Source organism: Aquiflexum lacus, from assembly GCF_015476655.1.
Classification (GTDB): domain Bacteria; phylum Bacteroidota; class Bacteroidia; order Cytophagales; family Cyclobacteriaceae; genus Aquiflexum; species Aquiflexum lacus.
In genome coordinates this window covers 356558-379412 of sequence record NZ_JABFHF010000001.1, presented here as the reverse complement: position 1 = coordinate 379412, position 22855 = coordinate 356558, and the positions used below count along the sequence as shown (strand labels likewise).

Here is a 22855-nt window from a genome sequence, read left to right as displayed (position 1 = left end):
GTTCTCCAACAAAATCCGGTAGAATCAAAGCCCAGGAAACATAATAATAAAAATAGGATTGTATTAACATATTTCCCTCCAACCTTATACTTTTAAATGTTATGCAAGGGAAGATTCACCCCAACCCCCTTAACCTCCCACTCAACTCCATCAAACCGGCTTTTTCCAGGCTTTCTTCGATGATGGCATTCAGTTCATTTTTGGTGTTTTCGGATAGGCTGTCGGCCATGCCGAAACCTTTGTTTTGGATTTCGGGTGACATGCCTTTGCGCAGGACTTCGGTCAGTAGCAAAACGGTTTTCCGGGGGATCTTCAGATCGACTTTGACAGGGTCGTTCATTCCGGGAACACTCAACAAGGTTTCATAGACTTTTTCAAGATCGGCTGCATTCATCTTTTTGGTATTTATGGTTTACAATAAAACTTCAACAAATCTATCAATACAGCCTCAAAGCATCCTATTTAGAATTTAAACAGGTTAGGTCATTGTGGATACTTCTGACTATGTTCGTATCACAGGCTAAAGGAGATTTCCTGTGTCCTCCGAAATCGGCAAGATGTACGGTTGTATCACAACCGGGACTTTGGCCCTTACTCCGGAGTCGTGGGCCTTGCTGCCTAAAATCCCTGATGTTTGAAATGTGAAGTAGAAAACGTGATGAAGGATATTAAAAACAACAGAAATAAATGGCTGCATGTCCGCCTGACAGAAGCTGAATATGACAAGATTCATAAGGCATTTTCCGGTACCGTCCACCAAAGAATCAGTGACTATGCCCGGGCCATGCTGCTCCGAAAACCCATTATCGGAGTTTATCAAAACCCTGCCCTCAAGGATATCATCGGGGAACTTTCAGCCCTTAAAAAAGATATCCATGGCATTGCCAACAACTACAACCAAACGGTCAGGAAACTGAATGCATTGGGTTCTTTGGAAGCAAAAAAGTTGGTTCCCGGATTGGAATCGGAGCATAAAAAAGTACTGGAATCCCTGACAGTTTTAGAACATTACCTGCACCAAACCGCTGAAAAATGGTTGCGGTCATAAAGTCCGGGAGTTCCCTGAGAAGGCCTTTTCACTATAATGAAAACAAGGTAGCAGAGGGTGTGGCCAACAGGATAATGGCTGAGAATTTCCCGCTTTCGACAGAGCAGTTAAGCCCTGAAAACAGCCTTAGTTTTCTTTTGAAACAAGCTTCCCAAAACGACCGATCCAAGGTCAATGCAGTGCATATTTCTCTGAATTTTTCTCCTGAGGAAAAGCTGGAACAGGAAACCTTGAAGGAGATTTCAAGGAGCTATATGGAAGGTATCGGTTTTGGAAACCAACCTTACCTGGTCTATCAGCACCATGATGCAGGTCATCCCCACCTGCATATCGTCACCACCAATATTCAACTTGATGGCAAAAGAATTCCCCTCCACAATATCGGAAAAACCAAATCCGAACAGGTCCGAAAATCCATCGAGAAACAGTTTGGGTTGGTGAGGGCCGAAGATCAAAAACGACAATTATATATCCCGGATCCCATACATGTCAGGCAGGCGGAATATGGGAAATCTGAGACCAAAAAGGCCATAGGCAATGTGGTGCAGCATGTATTGAACAACTACAAATTCACTTCCCTTCCTGAGTTGAATGCAGTACTGAAATGTTACAATATCACTGCTGACAGGGGCAGTGAAGAATCTAGGTTGTTTAAGCACAAGGGCTTGTATTACCGGGTTTTGGACAGTGATGGAACCAAGGTTGGCGTGCCCATCAAAGCCAGTCTTTATGCCTTTAAGGCCACCCTGCCATTTATTGAATCCAAGTTTGTTGGCAATGAGTTGGCCAGGCAAAAACATGCACAGCATCTTAAATCTGTTATTGACATGAGTCTTATCAGGATGGATATAAAAGGACTTTCGGAGCTGAAAGATGCCCTTGACAAAAAGGGAATCAGTTTGGTGATCAGACAAAACAAAGAGGGCAGAATTTATGGGATTACCTATGTCGATCATAGGAACCGAACAGTTTTCAATGGCAGTAACTTGGGCAAAAAATACAGTGCCAAGGGTCTGACGGATGCACTTGGAGTCGGTCACTCCCCTACCCCAAAAGCTCCTGTGAACAAGGAAAAAAATGAGCTGGCTTCCAACCTAAGCAAGTCACAAAATGAAAAAAATACCAATGAATTGCCGCTAAATATAACTGGATCAGATGGGAGTGAATCAGGGTTATTGGAAAAATTGATGTCTCCGGAAGGAAGTTACAGTTATGTTCCATTTGATTGGAAAAAGCGGAAGAAAAAGAAGAAGAAAGGGATGAAAAAACCTTAAAATCAAATTACCAGGAGATGCAGACAGGAGAGAATGAACAGGCTTTGAGGAAGATTCTGGATATGACCAGGATGATGGGGATTGCAGTACTGACCCTGCATTTCTATTATTATTGTTATGGGACATTTGCACTTTGGGGATTGGTATCCCCGTTTTCGGACAACCTATTGGGTAATGTTGTCGGGACAGGTTTGTATAGGAATTTCAATTTTTCAAAGCTGATTGCATTGGGGATGTTGTTGATTTCTTTGCTGGGAGCTAAAGGAAGGAAAGATGAAAAATCAACCTATCGCCATGCCATTTATTTGATCATACCGGGAATTCTCATATACTTTTTGAGCCAGTTTTTGTTCGGCTTATCATTGGATCAGGAAAGCCTTGGCATCCTGTATATGGGTACCACAGGTTTGGGATTTCTGATGATACTATCAGGTGGGACCGTGCTCTCCAAGATTATCAGACAAAGATTGGAAGGTGATATTTTCAACCGTGAAAATGAAACTTTTCCCCAGGAAGAAAGAAAGCTGTGCAATGAATTTTCCGTTAACCTTCCTTCCAAATACTACCTGAAGGGAAATCAACGAAACAGTTGGATCAATATCATTAACCCCTTCAGGGCATTGTTGGTATTGGGAACACCCGGAGCGGGAAAGAGTTATTTTGTGATCCGCCATGCAATTACCCAGCATATTGAAAAGGGCTTTTCCATGTTTGTGTATGACTTCAAATTTGATGATTTGTCTAAGATTGTTTACAATTGTTGGCTGAAAAACAAGGGAAGTTATAAGGTCACCCCAAAGTTCTTTGTGATCAATTTTGATGCACTGTCCAGAACCCACCGCTGTAATCCTTTGGTACCTGAATCCATGACCGACATCACCGATGCTGCGGAATCCGCCAGGACCATTCTGATGGGACTCAATCGGGAATGGATCAAAAAGCAGGGGGATTTCTTTGTCGAATCCCCCATTAATTTTTTGACAGCTGTGATCTGGTTTCTAAGAAAATACAGGGATGGAGAGTACTGCACCTTGCCCCATGTCATTGAACTGATGCAGGCAGAATATGACCATCTTTTCACCTTACTGAGACTGGAAAAGGAAATCGATGTGCTGATCAATCCCTTTGTCAATGCCTATCTCAATGATGTGATGGAACAATTGGAAGGGCAGATTGCCTCAGCCAAAATATCCATGGCCAGGCTCTCTTCCCCACAGTTGTACTATGTGTTATCGGGCAATGATTTTACCCTGGACATCAACAATCCCGATGAACCGAAGATCGTCTGTATGGGCAACAATCCCCAGAAAATCCAGACCTATGGCGCTGTTCTCTCCCTTTATGTCAACCGCTTGGTGAAGCTGGTCAATCAAAAAGGAAAGCTAAAATCCAGTTTGATATTCGATGAGTTTCCCACCATTTACCTCAACGGGATTGACAGTCTTATCGCCACAGCAAGAAGCAACAAAGTGTCCACCATATTGGGGATTCAGGACCTGAGCCAACTTCGAAAAGACTATGGCAGGGAACAGGCAGATGTCATTATGGGCATCGTGGGCAATATCATTTCGGGACAGGTGACAGGGGATTCGGCCAGACAACTTTCGGACAGGATCGGCAAAATCATGCAGGACAGGCAGAGCCTTTCCATCAACAGCGGAGATACTTCCATCAGCAAATCCAAGCAACTAGATGCTGCCGTTCCACCTTCCAAAATAGCCTCCCTTTCTTCCGGGGAGTTTGTCGGTTTGGTGGCTGACAATCCTGATTGTAAGATTGCCCTGAAAGCTTTTCACTGTGAAATCATCAATGACCATCAGGCCATTCAATCAGAGGAATCCGGGTATATGGACATTCCTGAAATCAGGAAAATTGACAATATACTTGTGCAGAAAAACTATTCCCAGATCAAGCAGGACATACAGGATATTATCCATTCGGAGCTTCAAAGACTTTCGGATGATCCGGGGTTGAAGCATTTGATATTGGTGAAGGGGAAGTAGGGAGAAGTAGGGAGAAGTAGGGAAGTTGGAAGTCCGAAGTTGAAGTATAACAGTTTACAGTAGGCAGTCGCAGTTAGCAGTTTGTGTAATTACTCCGCCGATAGGACCTTTCCGACTGTTTTAAAAAAGTTTTTTGAGTATCTGCAATTATGCATGTAGGTTTGGTTAACCAGAACTCTGGAACTTGCTTAAGGCTTTGAGGGTGCTGAGGGTGGTAATGACTGCGGACCGGGCCGGCATAGGCCTTGCGCGTTGATAGGATTCCGCAGTCTTGACTTTTTTGGTTACTTTTTTTGTCAAGAAAAAAAGTAACTATATAAGTGGCATTTCGAAATTATCAAGGTTGAGAATACAATATTTGGTTAAGTGTAAGAGACCATATACTCAGAATAAGTTTACAGCCTCCTTATAAAAAATGATTACTCATTTTTTTTTCAATTGATTCATGGCACAAGGTAGGATGTGGGCTGCTGAGGCGACCAAGAGCTTAAGGTAAAGTTTTTTGTTTTCAAGTGCCCGAACCTACCTATGCGTATATTTTTGACCTTGGAATTCTTTTGGTTGGTAAAGAAAACCCTTACAATATTCAGATTCTATAGCTAGTGTTCGGTAAAGATTAGCTAATAGCTTAATTCAAAAACTATCCCAAATTCGGACGATTTAGTACCGATCCGAACAAGCCAAAAAATACAAATACCTCCATACTGCCCAATAAAGCACTATTTTGTTTTGGCAAGGTTATTACTACAAATAGGAAAAAATGTCTAGCATATGAGGAAATACCAGTTGGGAGAATTTGAAGAAGTCGTCATGTTGACTGTAGGGGTCTTGTATGACGAGGCTTATGGGGTATCCATCAAAAAGGAAATCGAAGACCGCTTGGAACGTGGGGTCAGTGTTGGCGCATTGCAAACAGCCCTCAAAAGGTTGGAAGAAAAAGGTTACCTCCGCTCAAGGGAAGGAGAGGCTACAGAAGAAAGGGCAGGCAGGCCCAAGAAATTCTTTCAAATCACAGCTTTGGGCAAAAGGGCTTTGGAATATAACAAAACCATGAGGGAAGAGCTTTGGAATGCGATTCCAAAAATTGCCCTTGATGGGAAGTTTTTGGGAAAGTGATTTTCAGTCTCAGTTTACAGTGTTCAGTGTGCAGTTCAACAAAAACTGCTCACTGCCTACCTCTTACTGAAAAAACGCTACTGCAAACTGCCTACTGAACACTGCCTACTGGAAAACTACCTACTGAACACTGAAAACAGCCTACTGAAAACTGACCTTTTTTTACTGAAAACTGAAATACAAATAAACAAAACATGTCCCGACCACATCCCCCTAAACTCCCCCTCCGCTTCTTCCGCTGGTTTTGCCATCGGGAGCTGAGAGATTCTATCGAAGGAGACCTGATGGAGCTGTATGGAGAAAGAGCGAGAGAATTAGGTAAAAGAAAAGCCGATTGGAAGTTTACAAAGGATGTATTGCTGCTTTTCCGGCCAGGGATTATCAAACAAATGGAAGGATATCAACCTGTAAACAACACAGCTATGTACAAAAGCTATTTTAAAATTGGATGGAGGAATCTGGTAAGAAAAAAAGGGTATTCATTGATTAATATTGGTGGACTTGCTCTTGGAATGGCCGTTGCTTTACTCAATGGACTTTGGATTTGGGATGAGTTTTCGCATGACAAGTATTTCACAAACTATGATCGTATTGCCCAAGTAGCTGAAACTGGCATAGACCCTATCGAAGGCGGAAGATCGATTGGTTTAACAATGACCTATCCGTTGAGTACAGAACTGATGGAAAATTACAATCAAAACTTCAAAAGAATAGCACGCTTATCTTGGGAAGTTGATGGCATACTTTCAAATGGAGAAAAGATGATGTCAGTAAAAGGATTTTATTCCGACGAGACAATGCCTGAGATGCTCACCTTCAAAATGATCAAGGGCACTAGGGCAGGGTTAAAAAATATGTCATCAATACTTATTTCAGAATCGATTGCACAATCGATTTTTGGTACAGACGATCCGATTAATCAAACCTTACGCATAAATAATAAATCTGATGTAATCGTCACTGGGGTTTACGAAGACTTTCCATCGAACACCGAATTTCATGGAATGAGATTCTTTGCACCATGGAGTTTGTTTTTATCTGAAAACAAATGGATAGAAGAAAGTGCGGCTACCGACTGGAGAAATCATTTCATCCAGATATATGTTGAGATTGATCATGGAACTTCTTTCGAAGAAGTTAATGCGAAGGTAAAAAGTGCATTGAAATTTGATCCTTCTGATCAGGAACGTGCTTCAAAGGAGAATAAGGAATTATATCTATATCCGATGAGTCGTTGGCATTTATATCCTCCATCATATCAGATAAATAATTATAACCCGATTGCGATGATTGGGCTTGTGGGAACAATCGGTGCGTTCGTTCTATTTTTAGCCTGCATTAACTTTATGAATTTAAGTACGGCTCGTTCTGAAAACCGTGCAAAAGAAGTAGGGATAAGAAAGACTATTGGTTCCGTTCGGAGCCAGTTAATAAATCAATTCTATACAGAGTCATTTCTTGTTGTATTATTTGCTTTTATTTTGGGTCTTTTTTTAGCAAGTTTTTTCTTACCATGGTTTAATATCATCGCCGACAAGAACGTTGTAATGCCATGGAAGAATGTTTGGTTTTGGTTATCAGGATTTAGTTTTATACTCATAACAAGTGTATTGGCCGGAAGTTATCCTGCACTTTACCTTTCTTCTTTCCATCCGATCAAAGCGTTAAAAGGATCAATTCACCTAGGAAAATCTGCTTCGCGTCCACGTCAAGTATTGGTGGTATTTCAATTCTCGATTTCCATTATGTTGATTATTGGAACAGCTGTAATTTATCAGCAAATTCAGTTCGCTAAAAACCGACCCGTCGGGTACAATAGAGATGGGTTAATCATGATATATAAAAGGTCAGCTGACTTAGATGGAAAATATGAGGTACTGCGAAATGAGTTATTGAATACTGGGGTGGTAACGGAAGTTTCTGAATCAATGGGGGCAGTCACCGAAGTGTACTCAGGAAATAATGGTTGGGACTGGGAAGGCCGCAATCCAAATATTGATGAGAATTTTGCTACGCTTGCAGTATCCCATACTCATGGCAAAACTGCAGGATGGCAATTTATTGAAGGACGGGATTTTGATCTTTCCATATCAAGTGATTCTTCAGGGCTTATTATTAATGAATCTGCCGCAAAAGTTATTGGCCTTCCTAATCCTATCGGAGAACCAGTGAGTTGGGAATGGTGGTCTGATAAGAGTCTGGTAATGAATTATAAAATTCTGGGAGTAATTAAAGATATGGTGATGGATTCACCATATGAGCCCATTAAACCCACTATGTTTTTCTTAAAAGGACTCAATGGCTCAACCAACTGGATTAACGTAAAAATAAATCCTCATTCAAGTGTAAGCGAGGCACTTCCAAAAATTGAAGCAGTATTCAAAAATATTGCCCCTTCTTTTCCTTTTGAATTCAAGTTTGTGGATGAGGAATATGCTACAAAATTTGCCAAAGAAGAGCGGATCGCAAATTTAATTTCTTTATTTGCAATACTTGCAATTTTCATTAGTAGTATAGGTTTATTGGGATTATCTTCTTTCGTAGCTGAGCAACGTACCAAAGAGATTGGTATAAGAAAAATCCTAGGGGCTTCAATACAAGGTCTTTGGAAAATGTTATCGAAAGACTTTGTGCTCTTGGTTTTCATTTCTTGTCTATTGGCAGTACCTGCAAGCTATTTTATTATGAGTGAATGGCTTCAGAATTTTGAGTATCGTACTGAAATTTCCTTATGGGTTTTTTTTGTGACAGGAATCGGAGCAATAATCATCACATTGCTTACAGTGAGTGTCCAAGCTTTGAAAGCAGCATATATGAATCCTGTAAAGAGTCTTAGAAGTGAATAATTCCCCGATTGGTAAAACTATTACAAAAAATGCCTCAACCCCATCCACCCAAACTCCCCCTCCGCTTTTTCCGCTGGTTTTGCCATCGGAATCTGAGGGATTCTATTGAGGGTGACCTGATGGAGTTGTATGGAGAAAGAGTCAGAGAGATTGGAAAGAGAAAAGCCGATTGGATGTTTGTAAAAGATGTATTGCTTCTTTTCCGCCCGGGAATTATCAAAAAAATGGATGAATATCAACCTGTAAATAATAACGGTATGTACAAGAGCTATTTTAAAATCGCATCCCGTGTGATTTTCCGAAACAAGATGTATTCGTCCATCCACATATTAGGATTGACAATAGGAATATCCTTTGCCCTTTTGATTGGGGTATTTATATATGGGGAACTTCAGGTCAATCAGAATTTAAAAAATGTGGACCAACTGTATCTGCTGGAGAGCAAGTATCGGGCAGGGCACGAGAATTTTGAATGGTATTCACCGGCACCATTGGTTGTGCAGGCTGTAGAGCAATATCCAACGGTTTTTGATGGATACTATCGCTTTTATGATCGAAACATTACAATTTTTAAAGAGGACAAACACTTTCGTATCCAAAGTATGATAGGAGATTCCTCTTTATTGCCACTTTTTGGTTTTCCAATCCTTCATGGGGATGCCAGAACTGCTTTGACCACACCGAATGCGATAGTCGTTACAGAAAAAATTGCCCGTCTTTATTTTGGCAAAACGGATGTGCTAGGTGAGACGTTGCTCGTTTCAACCGAACAAAATGGATTAAAGGAATTTCAAATCACGGCAGTCATCGCTGACATGCAAAAGAAAAATGCTGTCTCCGATTTCATGATGATGGATGCACAGGTTTTTCTTTCGCTTGAAAACATCAGGGATTTTTTAAACCAGACGGATACCGATAATTGGGCAACTGATATCATATCTTACCTGAGACTTACAAAAGATGCTTCCCAACATGAAGCAAATTCGATTATCGATGTACTTTTAAAAGAACATGCCCCTCAGGATTCAGAGCGGAGGAGAATTGAACTCAACCCCCTTCAGAACTTTTATCTGAAGGTCAATAACGGATCGGTGCAGAAGTTGGTTATTTCTCTTGCCGCCATAGCATTTTTCATTTTGTTGCTGGCAATAGTTAATTTCATCAACATCTCTATTGCAGGTTCGATTTCCCGTCTGAGGGAAATAGGAGTCCGAAAAGTCATGGGTGGCATAAAGCATCATGTGGTTGTTCAGTTTCTGTGTGAATCGACCGTGTTAAGTTTTATTTCAGGTATTGGGGCAATATTGTTTTATCAACTGTCACATGGTTATTTTGGGGATGTACTGGGTTCTACTTTGCTTTCAGTGACAGAATTCCCCTTTCTCCTTTGGATGATGATTTCAATGGGGATTTTGCTCATTGGTGTTCTGGCAGGTATTTATCCATCATTTTATTTGTCGCTGGCAAAGCCAACCGAATCATTGAAGGGAAAGTTTGATTCAATAGAAGGAACAATCCGGTTTTCGAGAAGCCTTATTGTAATTCAGTTTGCCATCACCATCTTTATTTTTATATCAGCCATTATTTTGAAACAACAGGTTTCTTTTTTTCTTGAAAAGGACCTGGGTTATAACAAATCCCGTGTGCTGGTAGTGGATTCCGTACCCCGGAATTTTTCTGAATCGGGCTTTCAAAAAATGGAATCCGCAAAGCAGGAGTTTCTTCGTTCAAATAGCATTCAGTCTGCATCATTATCCTGGGGTGCTCCGGGCTTTGGGCTTAGTCCGGTGGATGCCAAAATGCACCTTATCGGTAAATCACCGGATGAAGGAATAAGAACAGCTATCAGTTCAGTAGATGAGGATTATCTTAATGTATTCGAAATAGACATGATAGATGGAAAATTCCTATCGGCCAGTGAGGGAGGCCGGATCCCAAATACGATTGTTATCAACAAAGCTGCACAAGGAGCAATGCAACTGCAGGTCGGCGACAAAGTGGGTATCCAGAATTTTGGAGATACCGAATACTCGATTATCGGCATTATGGATGATTTTAATTTCGAGTCGCTGCATAATACGGTAAAACCAGTGGCCTTTATGCACAATCAGGACTTTATGGCATTCAGGTACTTTTCATTCAAATTGGAAGATGGGAATCTCTTGAGTTCAGTTCAGGAAATTGAGAAAATATGGAAACAAGTTTTTCCGGATGATGCTTTTTCTTATGCTTTTGCTGATGAGCGTCTGGAAATGTTATACACCACAGAACTTCAACTGAAAAAAGGCTCTTCAATGGCTACTGTACTTATGCTTATAATTGTTCTGATGGGGGTCTTTGGCCTTGTCTCTCTCAGTTTATCCAAGCGAAACAAGGAAATTGGGATCAGAAAAGTTCTAGGTGCATCAGTTTTGAGTATTCTTGCCTTGATTTCTAAAGAATATATAATATTGTTGGTTTGTGCATTAGGTTTGGTAACGCCGTTTGCCTATTGGTTTGCCGTTCGGTGGCTGGAGAATTTTGCCTTTCACATCACTTTATCCTGGTGGATGTTTGCCATTCCTTTTGGGATTGTCTTCATGATGACATTGATTATAGTGTCCTCCCATTCATTAAGAACAGCTTTGACAAACCCTGTGGATAGTTTGAAATCTGAATAGTTAGTATGAAAATGAAACATCTGCTTTTACCTTCACTGATCTTGCCATCAGGATTTAAGGATTCCATCGAAAGCGACCTGTTGCGGCCTTATGGTGAAAGGGTAAAGGAGAATGGGAAAAAAAGCGGATTGGAAGTTTTCAAGCGATGTAGATGTCAGGGAGTGTTAAGCATTAGGAAGGATAGGATAATGTGATATTTACGTATTAAAAGCGGATTTTCATTATCTTAGCGATTACTGACAAACAATGGAAATTCCAGAGGAAGGTCTCTTGATATTCTATAATGCAGCAAATTAACAAACCTATGAAACCTCGAAAAATTAACATATCTGAATTGCTTCCCCATAGGGCACCATTTTTATTTGTAGAAAACATCCTGTCTGCGAATACTGATGAAATCATAGGTATTAAAACCTTCAACGAAAATGACCAGTGGTTAAAAGGAAGTTTTCCTGATTCAGGTATCATCCCTGGAATGATTTTGGTAGAATCAATAGCGCAATGTGGCGGTGCTGGGATTAAATTGATGGAATTGGCTGAGGGAATATTTGCACTGACTACTATAGAACAAGTCAGATTTTTTGCCCCTGCATTATTCAACAAAGAAGTGAAGTATGTCATCCAAAACCTTCGGATCAGCAGAAGCATTATCAAACAAAGTGGTGTTGCCTATATGGATGGATTACGTATATTTGAAGCAACTTGGATGAGTGTAAAAGTTGCTTAAACCGCTAATGCATATCCGCTTGGGAAACATACTCTGAGGGCTTTTTTCCATATTGTTTCAGGAAGCATTTGCTAAAATAGGAGGGCCCTGAAATCCAACTTGCCATGAAACCTCCGCAACGTTACCTCCTCCTTTTGATAATATTTCGGCAGCCCTTTTTTAAACGCATCATCCGGATAAAAGATCCTGGGGAAAGTTTTGTCATTGCTTTTAACTTTCTGTGCAACTGCATTCTGCTCATTCCCAATTCCTCCATCCAAAATAAACCAATGTAAAGTACCTGCCTGAAAATCTCATATCATTCAATTGATTCATGGCACAAGTTAGGATGTGTGCTGCTGGGGCGACCAAGAGCTTCCGGCATAACCCGCTACCCTGCCCTCGCATAGCCATTTATTCCTTTGCCTCTTGGTCTTGATTGCCCACATCCCGGGAGGGTACCATAAACAATTTCTCACTAAAACATGAAATGTTATGGAAACTTCAAAAATCAATTCCTTATCCCAAGTTGCTGAAATCCAACTGTCTTACAGGTCCAAAGTCAGCCTTTCCCAATGTCCAAAAATTGCTTGCTCACGACAGGCTTACAGTGTTTTGCTGGAAGGCTGGGACAAGGACAAAATAGAATTTGTGGAACAGTTCAAAGTCATGGTTTTGAACAAGGCAAACAGAGTTATCGGTGTGCTGCTTTTGGGAACAGGAAGTGTGGCAGGTGTTACAGTAGATGTGAAGCTGATCATGTTCACCGCCATGAAATGTAATGCTTCCGGAATCATCATCAGCCACAACCATCCTTCAGGAAATCTGATGCCATCGAACCAAGACAAGTTGCTGACCCAAAAAGTCAAAGAAGCGGGACAAATTCTGGACCTGCCTTTATTAGATCACATTATCGTAACCCAAGAAGGGTTCTTTTCCTTTTCGGATGAGGGGCTGCTTTAGGCCCTTTTTTTTAAGCAGGGGATTGAGTTTGTTTTTATTAGAGTTGAAAGTATGGTGCAATGAGTAAAATCATTTTTTTGATACCCCTTCCTATTCTTTGGCATAACCTTTAAATCCTTATGAATATTGTTGTTACCTTAAAAAAATATCAAAATTAAATTTTGGTTTGTAATTAAACATCTCCCTAGCTTTATCAATACAATATACCCTGTCTATTTCTTTTGGAAACTCCCATCCTTGCCGGGCATACACCTCCCCTGCTTCAGGATAATATTTTAGAATTACGGCTTTTGGATTTTTCTTTATTTCCGTCAGGTCCTCTTTTTGGAAAGGGCTCAAGTTGGAAATATTAAAAATCTCAAAGTCCTTAAACTTTTTCTCAAGAGCAAGAATTACAGCAGCAGCTCCATCCCTTTCATCCAATCCCCGGTAAAGCCTGTGATTGGCCTTTAGGTTATCAGGTTCAGGGAGAAACCTTGACACTCTCAAAACTACTGATTCCAAGCCTTCCTTTTCAAAATAATCCCTGCAAAGTAATTCAGAGGTGAGTTTTGTGATATCATAAATATCTCTTGGATTTGGGGTAAGCATTTCATCAACCCAAACTGCATTTTTTGAATCCACCATGGCATTGCCGTAAATTGAAGTTGTACTGATGGAAACAAATTTTTCAATTTTATTTTCAAGACTGGCTTGTAATAAATTAAACGTTCCGTTAATATTTGTTCTGATAAAATCTTCTCTGGGGAAATCCAAAGCATAATGTTTACCGTGAATAGCTGCGGTATGGATGACACCACCCATTTCTCCTATGGCATTTTGAACTTCAAAAGGATTACTGATATCAACAATTTTATCTGTAGTCCGAGACGGAATGATATCTATACCTGTAACAGAATATCCCTTTGACCTCAGTTGTAGGACGACCTCTTCCCCTAATTGCCCAGAAGAACCTGTCACTAGAATATTGTTCATCAATTTCATGTTTTTTTGAATCATAAAGTCCAAATCTTAAAAGCTTAAAGATAAACCACTGATAAATTCAATTCTTTTCCTAGGAGGTTCTCGATTACATCCTAAATAAATGGATGAGAAAATCTTTTCAAAAATATTTATTCAATCAAATTTCAAGGATTTCGGAATCGTACAATTTCCATCTGATTTTTATGTTGATTTTTGACAAAATACCTGATTGCCTACTTAGATTTTGAAAGGGTCATTTGCTTTAAATAGTTTAGATTTAGGACTTGGTAAATTCCATTGAAAATGAACTTTAACAATAAAAAATTCAAGGTTGTAGAAAATACCGAAAACGGTGAATCATCAGCCTCAACTATTTTTCATTACCGTCAGGAAGGAATTACACTTCATGCCGAATACCATGGTGGAGAAATAGAGAGAGGTCATATTTTGGGAAAAGTTGATGATGCCGGACAAATCGAAATGGTTTATCAGCATATCAACAAACAGGGAGAGATACGGACAGGCAAATGTAAATCGACTCCTTATTTTACAGAAAATGGAATTCTCAGACTGAAGGAAGTCTGGCAATGGACCAACGGGGATCAGTCCAATGGAATCTCTGAAATAGAAGAAATCAATCTTTAGTAACATTCAGGAAACTATGAAAAAATCAACAGTTAAAGAAATCAGAACACGTTTCGATAAAGATGTGGAAAGGTTCAGTAATCTACAAAAAGGGCAGACATCCACTGTGGATGCAGTGGCATCATTGGAAATATTGTCAGATTCGGCAAAATACCTATGCCCCGAAGCCCGGGATATTTTGGATATAGGGTGTGGAGCAGGTAACTACACTCTCAAAATATTGGAAAAGATTCCCAATCTGAATTGTACCCTGATAGATTTAAGCCAACCCATGCTGGACAAAGCACGAGAACGGGTTTCAAATGCTACGGATGGTGAAGTAATATGCTCTCCCACGGATGTAAGAGATTTCCCCGGTAATGAGGAATGTTTTGACATCATAACTGCCGGGGCTGTGCTCCATCATCTGCGCGATGAGTCGGAATGGGAAGCTGTATTCAAGAAATTGTTTACGCTGTTAAAGCCAGGAGGAGTTTTGCTTATTTCAGACCTCGTAGTGCAAACACTCAAACCATTGAATAAACTCATGTGGGAAAGGTATGCTGACTACCTGATAAGTCTTAATGGAGAAGCCTATCAAAAAGATGTGTTTGCCTACATTGTAGAAGAAGACAGCCCAAGAAGCTATGAGTTTCAGCAAAGAAAACTGAATGAGGCAGGATTTGCTTACGTTGAGATATTGCATAAAAACATGTGTTTTGCTACCTTCTGTGCCGTCAAAGAAAAATCAGGTGGAGAACCGGAATTGATGGAACCTGGGGAAACTGTACCGGAATAAAAATCCTATACCTGAATTTAAAAGAATAATGCCAAGTATTCCTTACTGTTAATAGTAACAGGATAACAGAAAGAGCATGATCAATAGTGAAGTAAAAAAATATATAGACAAAAGCGTGTTATGCTGGCTGGCTACCGTTAATGAGTTAAATGAGCCAAATGTCTCGCCAAAAGAAGTTTTTACTTATGATGGTGAGCATACCCTGCTCATTGCTAACATTGCATCTCCTGTCAGTATCAAAAATATCCGGGAAAACCCAAATGTCTGTGTAAGCTTTATTGATGTCTTTATTCAGAAAGGATTTAAAATAAAAGGAACGGCCAGGGTAATTGAAAAAAAGGATGCCGGATTTGAAAAAAAAGCAAAGCTCCTGACAGATTTGTTTACGGATAATTTTCCAATCATATCCGTGATAGAAGTGAATGTAAAAAAGGTAGATCAGATTCAGGCCCCCAGCTATTTTTTATATCCGGATAAGACTGAACAATCCCAAATTGAAAGTGCTATGAAAACATATAAAGTAAAACCTATTGATTAAGAAAATAGATACATCAATTCCAAAGCTTGATGGTTACTTATTTGAACAACATGTTTAACCAAATACTCTGACTTGAAATCTGACCATATTCTTTCCAATATCTGTCAATACATCTCATTATCCCCTGTGGAAAAGGACTATTTTCTAAGTCTGTTGGAGGAAGAGAATTTGAGCAAAAAAGAGTTTCTTCTTAGTCAGGGTGAATCCTGCAATCATATCTACTTTGTCAATTCAGGAATACTTAGGGCCTTCCATATCAATCAGGAGGGAAAAGATTCTACAGTGATGTTTGCTGTGAAAGATTGGTGGATCACAGATATGCATTGTTTCTTAAATGTTCTTCCGTCAATGGTTAATATCCAGGTTGTGGCGCCCTGCAGTGTTTTGAAATTGTCAAAAAATAATCTTGACAAACTATATGATGAAATACCAAGGTTCAATAAGTTTTTTAGAATTCTGATGCAGAATGCCTATTGTAGGGAACAGTTAAGGACAATACAAAACCTTTCCTTGCCTGCTTTGGAGCGATATGAGCAATTTATCAAAAAATACCCACACATCGCCAATGCCGTTGCACTGAAACAAATTGCCTCTTATTTGGGCATCACCCCGGAGTTTCTAAGTGCAATCAGGGCAAAGAATGATTGAAGAATGAATTCAATTTCTTAATATATCTTATTTTTTTAAGGCTTAAGAAGATATTAATTTGAAAAAAAAACATTATGCTAATCCTAATTGCAGGGCCATATCGAAGTGGCACCAATGATGATCCCATTCTCATCAAAGAAAACCTTAACAAACTTGAAGCTATGGCACTGCCTATTTTCAGAAAAGGGCATGTTCCCATGATTGGGGAATGGGTGGCCTTGCCCTTACTTCATCTTGCCGGATCTCAAAAGCCGGGTGATGCTGTCTGGGACGAGATCCAATATCCTGTCGCACATCGGCTACTCGAAAAATGTGATGCCGTCCTGAGAATTCCCGGTGAATCCAAGGGTGCTGATAAAGATGTTGAAATAGCAAAAGCAAGAGGTCTAAAAGTATACTACCACATCAAAGATATTCCTGATGCAGAATAAACGGGTAAAAAACCTTAAGAAAGAACTGCTTTCTGACAATTGGTACCGTTTGGAAAAGGTAACTTTTGATTACCAATTAGGTAATGGCAGGTGGGAATCCCAAACCAGAGAGGCTTATGACCGTGGCAATGGAGCTACCATACTCCTTTACAACATATCAAAAAAGACTGTTATCCTTACTAGGCAATTCCGTCTACCTACCTATCTGAACGGTAACCTAACAGGCATGCTGATCGAAGCCTGCGCCGGATTACTGGACAGGGACAACCCGGAAGACTGCATCAGAAAAGAGACTGAGGAAGAAACAGGTTACCAGATCAGATCAGTTCAAAAAGTATTCAAAGCCTATATGTCCCCTGGTTCTGTGACAGAAATCCTGCATTTTTTCGTAGCTGAATACACCGAGGAAATGAAAATATCCGGTGGAGGTGGGGTCAAAGAAGAACAGGAAAACATTGAGGTGTTGGAAATTCCCTTTTCGGAAGCTTATGTTATGATTGGCACCGGGGAAATTTGTGATGGCAAAACCATTATGTTGCTTCAATATTTGAAATTGAATAATCTGGTTCAGTAGTTTGTTAGTCGTATTGTTACCCTCGCTATTATCAAAAAAATAATAATTTAAGCAAGATTCGGATTTTGAATTACCAATGTAATCCTGAATTTTACTAAAAAAGGTATAAAGAAGGTAACACTTTAAAACATGAATAATTTTGACCTTACTGCATTTGATCGACAAGAATTAACTCAAACAGTTCAGAAAAAATTGACGGCATTTTTACAAGTGGAGGGGCGGAAGCTAATCTGACTGCAAGTATTTTCGGGTATAGCAATTTTCTACTATTTTCTTCTGGGAAAGTCTAATCAAAGAAAGGAAGCTACCCTGTGAGGGAGCTTCCTTTTGTAGAAGCATTAACACTTAAATTAACCGCAGCAGGAACTTTTCACTGCCTTTTCTTTGGCAGGTGCCGCAGCTGGCCCACAGCACGAGGAAGAACGAACAACCGATTCCTTTTGCAATGTTGGTACATCAGCCAACTGTGATACTGATACTTTATGTACTTTCTTCGCCGATGTCGGGGCGCAGCATGCACCAGCAGGTGCATTTTCCTTTTCATCTGCTGGTCCGCAACAGGTGCCGACCGTTGAAAAATCGGAATTGCAAACGCCTGTTTCAGGTAGGTCCAACTCAACTCTTCGGGCAGCTTCTTCATCACCAGCCAACCAAGCTGCGATGCTGCGTACCTGCTCATAACCAGTAGGCAGGAGGAATGTAGGCGCTCTGCCATAACTCTTCACACCAACTATGTAAAAATTGGTTTCGGGTTGCTTCAGCTCTAATTCGCCGTGAGGTTTAACGGAACCACAACTGTGCTTGTTAGGGTCTATATGCTCTGCCAGACCAGGTACCGATTCTAAAATTGGATCGGCCTGGTAGCGAATTTCTCTCAGAAAGCTAAAATCAGGACGGCCTCCGGTATTGGCTATTATTTCATCCAGGTGATCTAAACTCCAATCCAAGGTTCCATTTTCACCTACCAGTTTTAGCTTTTCATGACTTCGTTTAATTTTATGAATAAATACAGGCGTGTGTATGTGCAAAGCTTTTTGATTCACCAATGCCTCAATTCTGATACCCAAAGCTCCTCTTGCTTTCAAATCATCAGCATCTCGGCCACCATATATTCTAGTCAAATCGGGATTTTGTAAGATCCAATGTAAGGTAGTATGGGGATAGTCCTTTTTTAAATCGGCCAGGTCCAAAAGAGAATTGATAGCTGAATGACCACCTCCCACAACAGCTACCGATTTATTAGCATATCGCTCCTTTTCGAGTCCTTTGATATCAGGTATTCGATAAGCGATTCTTTCCTCATTATCCAATTCTCCAACAGCGAAAACCCCACCGGCTCCGATAGGACTGTGGTTTTGCCATGTACCTGATGCATCAATGATGGTAGAGGATTCAAACCTTTGTTCGACGCCTTCATGGACAAATTTTACAATAAATGGATGATTCTCTCGGTTTGGGGTTTGAATTTTGCTCAGGGCCTTTTTAGTAATGGCCAAAACTGGAGCGTTAAGTAGGATACGGCCTTGCATTGAAGGATGTTTACTCAGTGGCTCCAGGTATTCTTTGACAATTTCTCTGCCGCTGGGGAGTCCATCCTCATCGGGTTTCTCCCAATTCATTTGGGTCAGCAAATCCTCTGCAGCCTTGTCAATTATATACTTCCAAGGAGTAAATACCCTTACGTGCCCCCAATCCAATAAGTTGGCTCCAATTTCAGTTGATGCTTCAAACACCACAAAGGGTATTTGACGTCCTGCCAAATGCGCAGCCGCTGCAAGTCCGATTGGACCAGCGCCTATGATCGCTACAGGATTTTTTGATTTTAGTTTTTCCATTTCAGTTTTAAGCTTGTTTTAGACTGAAGACGGAGAAAGGAGTGCAATGATGCAGACTTACCAGTTCATTTTCACAAGGATTCTTTCTACAATTTCTTTAGCCGTAGTGATCTGACTTAAGTCATTGTACACTGCACCATTCTGCCCAGAATGGTGACCATGTCCTATCAATTCCATCAGATAATAAGCACTCGGGTTCTGCTTAATTACTGTGGAAGAATAAATAAGTGATGGCTGGCCAAGTAAGCCCGTCCCGCTATGGTAAGCATCATCATCTAAATAGTCGTATGCCGAATAGAATTTGTTTTCATCAAATGCTACATTGATTTCCATTTTCACTACAAAGCTATCCAAAGTAGTTGGGACATGCCTTTCGGCAAAAAAACGGAAATTACCTGAGGGCGTGGCTCCGGTGATTCCATCAGGTAAGGGTTCATCAGGGTGTGGTGCGTAAAGTCCGTCCTTGGCTTTTACATTTCGGGTAAATGCCCAATGTGGAAGTGCATTTACCCTTCGTACTTCATCATGTGAACCTGATTTATGTTGGTCAAAATCTTTAAAGTTTTCTGCAGTTCTTCCTCCGTAAAAAATTCCTTTTGCAGTTGATGTAGTTACAAGAAGGCTCTTGATGTATTCGCCTTCCACGCTTTCAATCCAAATAGCCACTTGCGGATGCCAAAAATGAGCTCCTTTCAAGAAATCAATGGTAATAAACGGATCCAAATTGTCTGAGCAATCATAAATTTGGTACTCCATTTTATCAACTGATCTCCTCAATCCTGATTTATATTTGGCTCTCCACTCGGACAGGAAGTGAAACGGACCTATTGAATTATAGGATGCTACGACAAGCAATGCACTAAAAATTAATATTACAATTGCTGAGGCTCTCATTGGCGTCTTGGTTTTTTTAGATATTGCACTAACGCTCTACTGTTATTCACTAGGTGAAATACAGCCACGATTGAAAATAAGAAACCGAATGTGTAATGGATGATTTCCAGCCCTTTAGAATAAGCACTGAAAAACATCCATACACCACTTACTGCTAGCACTAAAAATGAGCAAGCCAGGAGCAAGCTTACCATGATCCTTTTATTGGTCACAACAGTTTCTGTATTTGTTCGGCTAGCAATTCAGTTTCCTTGACAAGATACACCATGGTTTGTCTGGTTCCATTCGGCATGGCTGTGAGGGCAACCTGGAGTTCCGGCAGGATTTCATCTTGAGATGCTTTTTTCAGAATCTCAGCTTTTATTAACAAAACAGTTTGCATGATAATGAGCAAGCTCTCTTCTTCATTTTTTCCTTTTGGGATTTCATAGTTCTTAAGCTCACTTTTGAGAGCTAAGGAGCTACTATTGAGTTGTGAAATCTGTTTCTGAAGATTGTTACGCAATTCAAAAACCGCATTCGACTCCTCAATTTTGGTGTTCTTAGGTCCACAAGAACCTGGTTCGCATCCTGTCTTTTTCGGAAAGCTGGTCGAGCTACTTGTTTGTCCGCTAACTGTAAAAGCTGCGGCGACAAAAGCAAAAATCATAAGTGTTTTTTTCATAATTATTAGTTTTTATTGGAGACGGCGAACCAGCCTTAATGATGCTACTTTGACTCAAAATTTTTTGAATTTTTTTAGGTGCAACATATCGAGCTTTTTATACTCGAAAACTACGTGATGCAGGTTTATGGCATCCACGCCAAGTAGTGGGCGCTGGTTTTAATGTGAGGTGAGAGGTGGGACTGTAAAAAATTGAACTGGTTCAAGATTGAGAATTAGTTCTTCGGGATCGGAGTTTGCTGAGCATTTCTGATGTCATGCCAAGGTAGAAGGCGATGTGGCACTGCTGATAATTTACCTTCTTATTTTTTAGATATTTTTAGGAAACTTAAAGTCCCAAATCGGAAAATCCCTTATTCTAAAAGTTTGGTCATTCACACGACTTACCTATCTAAAATTGGTTAATGTTGTCCACAATTTAAATTCTGTTCATCACAGCAATTTGTAGGTTTGAGTTTTGGTATGCAATCAGTTACATTTCCAGCAACACCCTGCTCTATTTTACATCGATCTTGAAGCATGATTTTCAATTTGTTGCGTCCTCGTTGGACTTTTGACCGTAATGTTACATACTTTACACCAAGAAGTTTTGCAATTTCTTTTTGGCTTTTTTGCTCTATTTCCGATAATGTTATAATTTTTTTATAATCCTCAGGAAGTTCCTTTATTAAGTCATGAATACAACCTTCCATTATTTGATAGGAATTACTTTCAGAATTATCTTCCATTCCACCATCTTTTTCAAGGGCTAACAATTCCAATTTATCTTTATTTTGACTTCTGTAAAAATCAATTATTTGATTGTTGGTAATGGTAAAAAGCCAACTTTTAAGACTTTCGTGTTGCTTGAGCGTGTCAATCCCATTTATGATTTTAAATATGACATTTTGGTAAATATCCAAAACATCATCTTCATTCATGACTTTGGATCGAATGAAATTTTTAAGGTGGTCCCCAAATTGGTTATGAATTTGTTGAATTTGCTCCATAGTGTTTTACAAATTTAAATGTTTTAAATAAAGTGGTTGATATGAAAATCAACAATATGGTAAACAGGATGGAGTAATCCATCTGTTGAATTAGATATACCCCTGAGAGAGCCCCCAATGCGCCCCCTATATCTTTGGCTGTGACTAGCTTGGTGAAGGTGTTGTAATTATCTATTGTATTTTTAGCAAAAAGGGCAAAAAGCGGAAGGGTAACGTTGTTTACCACAGCAGCTGTTGAAAGTAAAACTATGCCGATTGTAGAATTTCCCGTGGTTAGTAACAATAAGCCAGGAATGAAAGCAAAGGATGACCATAAAAAGGTAGCCTTGTATCCGATTTTTTGAACTAACCAACCGGATATTGGTGCAATTACAATTTGCAGCACTCTCCTCAAAGAAATTAATCCGGCAGTGAAAACCAATATGCTGTTGGTAGGGTGATGTTCTTTGAAGTCAATCAACAAGCTGATAGATACTACTATTAAGCCATCCACAATAAATCCAGATAAAAATGTCCAAAGGTCGAGACAATTTACTTTTTGAATGCTGAAGGAATGATGATGACCACTCTGTGATTTCATTAATGGCAGGTTTACCACAAGTGGTATGAATGCCAGGGTTAAGATAGATGAGGCTGCGAAGGTGACTTCGGGACCGTATATGGAAAGAATTAGTGGGCCAATAAGATAGGCTGTAATTGGGCCTATTTCGCGCAGGGCCGTGATTAAACCAATGGCTTGACCTTTTGATGGTGCTAAGGCGGAATATTGAATAGAGGAAAAACGGAACATTGCATAGGCAGCTCCCCATGAAATTCTACTAATTATCCATAACCACAATGGCATGTTTAATTGGTAGGTAAAAGAGGTGATTGCTCCTAGAAGTAAAGCTGCTATAAGGATGTTTCTGAGCCCCAAAGTATGGGCAAGTACATTAACCCAGCGATTGAAAAATAAACGGACGAATTTATTAACACTCAGGATTATTCCCAACGAGATATTACCCAACCCGAGTCCGGGAGCGTAAACAGGGAGATAAGCATACAGAAATGCATCAGCCATCCCTCCTACGGACATGGCAATAGAAGCCATAACGGTGGGCATCACTGATATAATATTTGCTATTGGTTTAGTGCCACTTTGTGACCAACTTTTGCAGCGTGGGAAATTTTTAATCATCACTTAAATTCTCTTATAATGAGACGGTGAAAAAAGAAAATGATGCAATAAAATTGCTCAAAAAAAGCCCGCCCAAATGGACAGGCGGGATGAGAAAACAACT

General features: G+C 40.0%; 23 protein-coding genes. 15 read left to right on the top strand and 8 right to left on the bottom strand.

Translation table 11 applies throughout. The annotated features are described in order from the left end of the window. Positions 1 to 115 precede the first annotated feature (115 nt). Positions 116 to 394, bottom strand: a complete 279-nt coding sequence (locus HMJ38_RS01730) for a hypothetical protein (RefSeq protein ID WP_194972640.1) — start codon at positions 392 to 394, stop codon at positions 116 to 118. 240 nt (positions 395 to 634) lie between these two features. On the opposite strand from HMJ38_RS01730, the gene HMJ38_RS01725 reads away from it, so the two are divergent. The 9 genes from HMJ38_RS01725 (at position 635) to HMJ38_RS01685 (ending at position 12616) form a co-directional block, all read left to right on the top strand. Further along, positions 635 to 1048, top strand: a complete 414-nt coding sequence (locus tag HMJ38_RS01725) for a plasmid mobilization protein (protein ID WP_194972639.1) — start codon at positions 635 to 637, stop codon at positions 1046 to 1048. Continuing rightward, positions 1033 to 2322: a relaxase/mobilization nuclease domain-containing protein gene (locus HMJ38_RS01720; protein WP_194972638.1), complete on the top strand. Its 1290-nt coding sequence runs from the start codon at positions 1033 to 1035 to the stop codon at positions 2320 to 2322. The genes HMJ38_RS01725 and HMJ38_RS01720 overlap by 16 nt, the downstream gene beginning before the upstream one ends. Beyond that, the gene (gene mobC / locus HMJ38_RS01715) at positions 2274 to 4325 is read left to right on the top strand and encodes a conjugal transfer protein MobC (protein WP_228779825.1); all 2052 of its coding nucleotides are present in this window, start codon (positions 2274 to 2276) and stop codon (positions 4323 to 4325) included. The genes HMJ38_RS01720 and mobC overlap by 49 nt, the downstream gene beginning before the upstream one ends. 771 nt (positions 4326 to 5096) lie before the next feature. Next, positions 5097 to 5441 carry a PadR family transcriptional regulator gene (locus HMJ38_RS01710; RefSeq protein WP_194972637.1) on the top strand — a complete coding sequence of 115 codons (345 nt, stop codon included), beginning with the start codon at positions 5097 to 5099 and terminating at the stop codon, positions 5439 to 5441. 194 nt (positions 5442 to 5635) lie between these two features. Then, positions 5636 to 8287 carry an FtsX-like permease family protein gene (locus tag HMJ38_RS01705; protein ID WP_194972636.1) on the top strand — a complete coding sequence of 884 codons (2652 nt, stop codon included), beginning with the start codon at positions 5636 to 5638 and terminating at the stop codon, positions 8285 to 8287. Between the two features lie 29 nt (positions 8288 to 8316). After that, a complete protein-coding gene (locus HMJ38_RS01700; RefSeq protein WP_194972635.1) occupies positions 8317 to 10947 on the top strand; it encodes an ABC transporter permease in 2631 nt (876 codons plus the stop codon). Positions 10948 to 10952: 5 nt separating this feature from the next. After that, positions 10953 to 11141 carry a hypothetical protein gene (locus HMJ38_RS01695; protein ID WP_194972634.1) on the top strand — a complete coding sequence of 63 codons (189 nt, stop codon included), beginning with the start codon at positions 10953 to 10955 and terminating at the stop codon, positions 11139 to 11141. A 110-nt stretch (positions 11142 to 11251) separates the two neighbouring features. Continuing rightward, positions 11252 to 11674 (top strand): 3-hydroxyacyl-ACP dehydratase FabZ family protein, encoded by a 423-nt coding sequence (locus tag HMJ38_RS01690; protein ID WP_194972633.1) that lies wholly within the window; start codon positions 11252 to 11254, stop codon positions 11672 to 11674. A 474-nt stretch (positions 11675 to 12148) separates the two neighbouring features. Continuing rightward, positions 12149 to 12616, top strand: coding sequence for a JAB domain-containing protein (locus tag HMJ38_RS01685; protein ID WP_194972632.1), 468 nt, complete (start codon positions 12149 to 12151; stop codon positions 12614 to 12616). A gap of 132 nt (positions 12617 to 12748) precedes the next feature. Here the strand turns inward: HMJ38_RS01685 and HMJ38_RS01680 are convergent, their stop codons facing one another. Beyond that, positions 12749 to 13591 (bottom strand): NAD-dependent epimerase/dehydratase family protein, encoded by an 843-nt coding sequence (locus HMJ38_RS01680; RefSeq protein ID WP_194972631.1) that lies wholly within the window; start codon positions 13589 to 13591, stop codon positions 12749 to 12751. Positions 13592 to 13882: 291 nt separating this feature from the next. Between HMJ38_RS01680 and HMJ38_RS01675 the strand changes: the two genes are divergently transcribed. From HMJ38_RS01675 to nudK, 6 genes are all read left to right on the top strand, one after another. Further along, positions 13883 to 14224 (top strand): n-acetylglutamate synthase, encoded by a 342-nt coding sequence (locus HMJ38_RS01675; RefSeq protein ID WP_194972630.1) that lies wholly within the window; start codon positions 13883 to 13885, stop codon positions 14222 to 14224. A 16-nt stretch (positions 14225 to 14240) separates the two neighbouring features. Beyond that, the gene (locus HMJ38_RS01670; RefSeq protein ID WP_194972629.1) at positions 14241 to 15002 is read left to right on the top strand and encodes a class I SAM-dependent methyltransferase; all 762 of its coding nucleotides are present in this window, start codon (positions 14241 to 14243) and stop codon (positions 15000 to 15002) included. A gap of 76 nt (positions 15003 to 15078) precedes the next feature. Then, the gene (locus tag HMJ38_RS01665; RefSeq protein ID WP_194972628.1) at positions 15079 to 15540 is read left to right on the top strand and encodes a pyridoxamine 5'-phosphate oxidase family protein; all 462 of its coding nucleotides are present in this window, start codon (positions 15079 to 15081) and stop codon (positions 15538 to 15540) included. A gap of 72 nt (positions 15541 to 15612) precedes the next feature. Continuing rightward, positions 15613 to 16188, top strand: coding sequence for a Crp/Fnr family transcriptional regulator (locus tag HMJ38_RS01660; protein ID WP_194972627.1), 576 nt, complete (start codon positions 15613 to 15615; stop codon positions 16186 to 16188). 74 nt (positions 16189 to 16262) lie between these two features. Continuing rightward, positions 16263 to 16619, top strand: coding sequence for a DUF4406 domain-containing protein (locus HMJ38_RS01655; protein WP_194972626.1), 357 nt, complete (start codon positions 16263 to 16265; stop codon positions 16617 to 16619). Then, positions 16609 to 17193 (top strand): GDP-mannose pyrophosphatase NudK, encoded by a 585-nt coding sequence (nudK, locus tag HMJ38_RS01650; protein WP_194972625.1) that lies wholly within the window; start codon positions 16609 to 16611, stop codon positions 17191 to 17193. Before HMJ38_RS01655 ends, nudK begins: the two co-directional genes overlap by 11 nt. Positions 17194 to 17543: 350 nt before the next feature. Here nudK and HMJ38_RS01645 read toward each other — a convergent pair whose 3' ends face one another. From HMJ38_RS01645 to HMJ38_RS01620, 6 genes are all read right to left on the bottom strand, one after another. Then, positions 17544 to 19028: an NAD(P)-binding domain-containing protein gene (locus HMJ38_RS01645; protein ID WP_194972624.1), complete on the bottom strand. Its 1485-nt coding sequence runs from the start codon at positions 19026 to 19028 to the stop codon at positions 17544 to 17546. A gap of 57 nt (positions 19029 to 19085) precedes the next feature. After that, positions 19086 to 19922, bottom strand: a complete 837-nt coding sequence (locus HMJ38_RS01640; RefSeq protein ID WP_194972623.1) for a hypothetical protein — start codon at positions 19920 to 19922, stop codon at positions 19086 to 19088. Further along, positions 19919 to 20116 carry a DUF4405 domain-containing protein gene (locus HMJ38_RS25735; protein WP_194972622.1) on the bottom strand — a complete coding sequence of 66 codons (198 nt, stop codon included), beginning with the start codon at positions 20114 to 20116 and terminating at the stop codon, positions 19919 to 19921. The genes HMJ38_RS01640 and HMJ38_RS25735 overlap by 4 nt, the downstream gene beginning before the upstream one ends. A gap of 14 nt (positions 20117 to 20130) precedes the next feature. After that, entirely contained in the window at positions 20131 to 20586 is a 456-nt protein-coding gene (locus HMJ38_RS01630; protein WP_194972621.1) for a hypothetical protein, read from the bottom strand. A gap of 401 nt (positions 20587 to 20987) precedes the next feature. Continuing rightward, the gene (locus HMJ38_RS01625; protein WP_194972620.1) at positions 20988 to 21575 is read right to left on the bottom strand and encodes a sigma-70 family RNA polymerase sigma factor; all 588 of its coding nucleotides are present in this window, start codon (positions 21573 to 21575) and stop codon (positions 20988 to 20990) included. Next, positions 21550 to 22752, bottom strand: coding sequence for an MFS transporter (locus tag HMJ38_RS01620; RefSeq protein ID WP_194972619.1), 1203 nt, complete (start codon positions 22750 to 22752; stop codon positions 21550 to 21552). Before HMJ38_RS01620 ends, HMJ38_RS01625 begins: the two co-directional genes overlap by 26 nt. Positions 22753 to 22855: the final 103 nt, after the last annotated feature.

What these genes read in the sequence shown, in the direction of transcription:
- HMJ38_RS01730 (WP_194972640.1), bottom strand. Translation starts at nt 394, where the DNA reads ATGAATGCAGCCGATCTTGAAAAAGTCTATGAAACCTTGTTGAGTGTT.
- HMJ38_RS01720 (WP_194972638.1), top strand. Translation starts at nt 1,033, where the DNA reads ATGGTTGCGGTCATAAAGTCCGGGAGTTCCCTGAGAAGGCCTTTTCAC.
- HMJ38_RS01710 (WP_194972637.1), top strand. Translation starts at nt 5,097, where the DNA reads ATGAGGAAATACCAGTTGGGAGAATTTGAAGAAGTCGTCATGTTGACT.
- HMJ38_RS01705 (WP_194972636.1), top strand. Translation starts at nt 5,636, where the DNA reads ATGTCCCGACCACATCCCCCTAAACTCCCCCTCCGCTTCTTCCGCTGG.
- HMJ38_RS01700 (WP_194972635.1), top strand. Translation starts at nt 8,317, where the DNA reads ATGCCTCAACCCCATCCACCCAAACTCCCCCTCCGCTTTTTCCGCTGG.
- HMJ38_RS01695 (WP_194972634.1), top strand. Translation starts at nt 10,953, where the DNA reads ATGAAAATGAAACATCTGCTTTTACCTTCACTGATCTTGCCATCAGGA.
- HMJ38_RS01690 (WP_194972633.1), top strand. Translation starts at nt 11,252, where the DNA reads ATGAAACCTCGAAAAATTAACATATCTGAATTGCTTCCCCATAGGGCA.
- HMJ38_RS01685 (WP_194972632.1), top strand. Translation starts at nt 12,149, where the DNA reads ATGGAAACTTCAAAAATCAATTCCTTATCCCAAGTTGCTGAAATCCAA.
- HMJ38_RS01680 (WP_194972631.1), bottom strand. Translation starts at nt 13,591, where the DNA reads ATGAACAATATTCTAGTGACAGGTTCTTCTGGGCAATTAGGGGAAGAG.
- HMJ38_RS01675 (WP_194972630.1), top strand. Translation starts at nt 13,883, where the DNA reads ATGAACTTTAACAATAAAAAATTCAAGGTTGTAGAAAATACCGAAAAC.
- HMJ38_RS01670 (WP_194972629.1), top strand. Translation starts at nt 14,241, where the DNA reads ATGAAAAAATCAACAGTTAAAGAAATCAGAACACGTTTCGATAAAGAT.
- HMJ38_RS01665 (WP_194972628.1), top strand. Translation starts at nt 15,079, where the DNA reads ATGATCAATAGTGAAGTAAAAAAATATATAGACAAAAGCGTGTTATGC.
- HMJ38_RS01655 (WP_194972626.1), top strand. Translation starts at nt 16,263, where the DNA reads ATGCTAATCCTAATTGCAGGGCCATATCGAAGTGGCACCAATGATGAT.
- nudK (WP_194972625.1), top strand. Translation starts at nt 16,609, where the DNA reads ATGCAGAATAAACGGGTAAAAAACCTTAAGAAAGAACTGCTTTCTGAC.
- HMJ38_RS01645 (WP_194972624.1), bottom strand. Translation starts at nt 19,028, where the DNA reads ATGGAAAAACTAAAATCAAAAAATCCTGTAGCGATCATAGGCGCTGGT.
- HMJ38_RS01640 (WP_194972623.1), bottom strand. Translation starts at nt 19,922, where the DNA reads ATGAGAGCCTCAGCAATTGTAATATTAATTTTTAGTGCATTGCTTGTC.
- HMJ38_RS25735 (WP_194972622.1), bottom strand. Translation starts at nt 20,116, where the DNA reads ATGGTAAGCTTGCTCCTGGCTTGCTCATTTTTAGTGCTAGCAGTAAGT.
- HMJ38_RS01630 (WP_194972621.1), bottom strand. Translation starts at nt 20,586, where the DNA reads ATGAAAAAAACACTTATGATTTTTGCTTTTGTCGCCGCAGCTTTTACA.
- HMJ38_RS01625 (WP_194972620.1), bottom strand. Translation starts at nt 21,575, where the DNA reads ATGGAGCAAATTCAACAAATTCATAACCAATTTGGGGACCACCTTAAA.
- HMJ38_RS01620 (WP_194972619.1), bottom strand. Translation starts at nt 22,752, where the DNA reads ATGATTAAAAATTTCCCACGCTGCAAAAGTTGGTCACAAAGTGGCACT.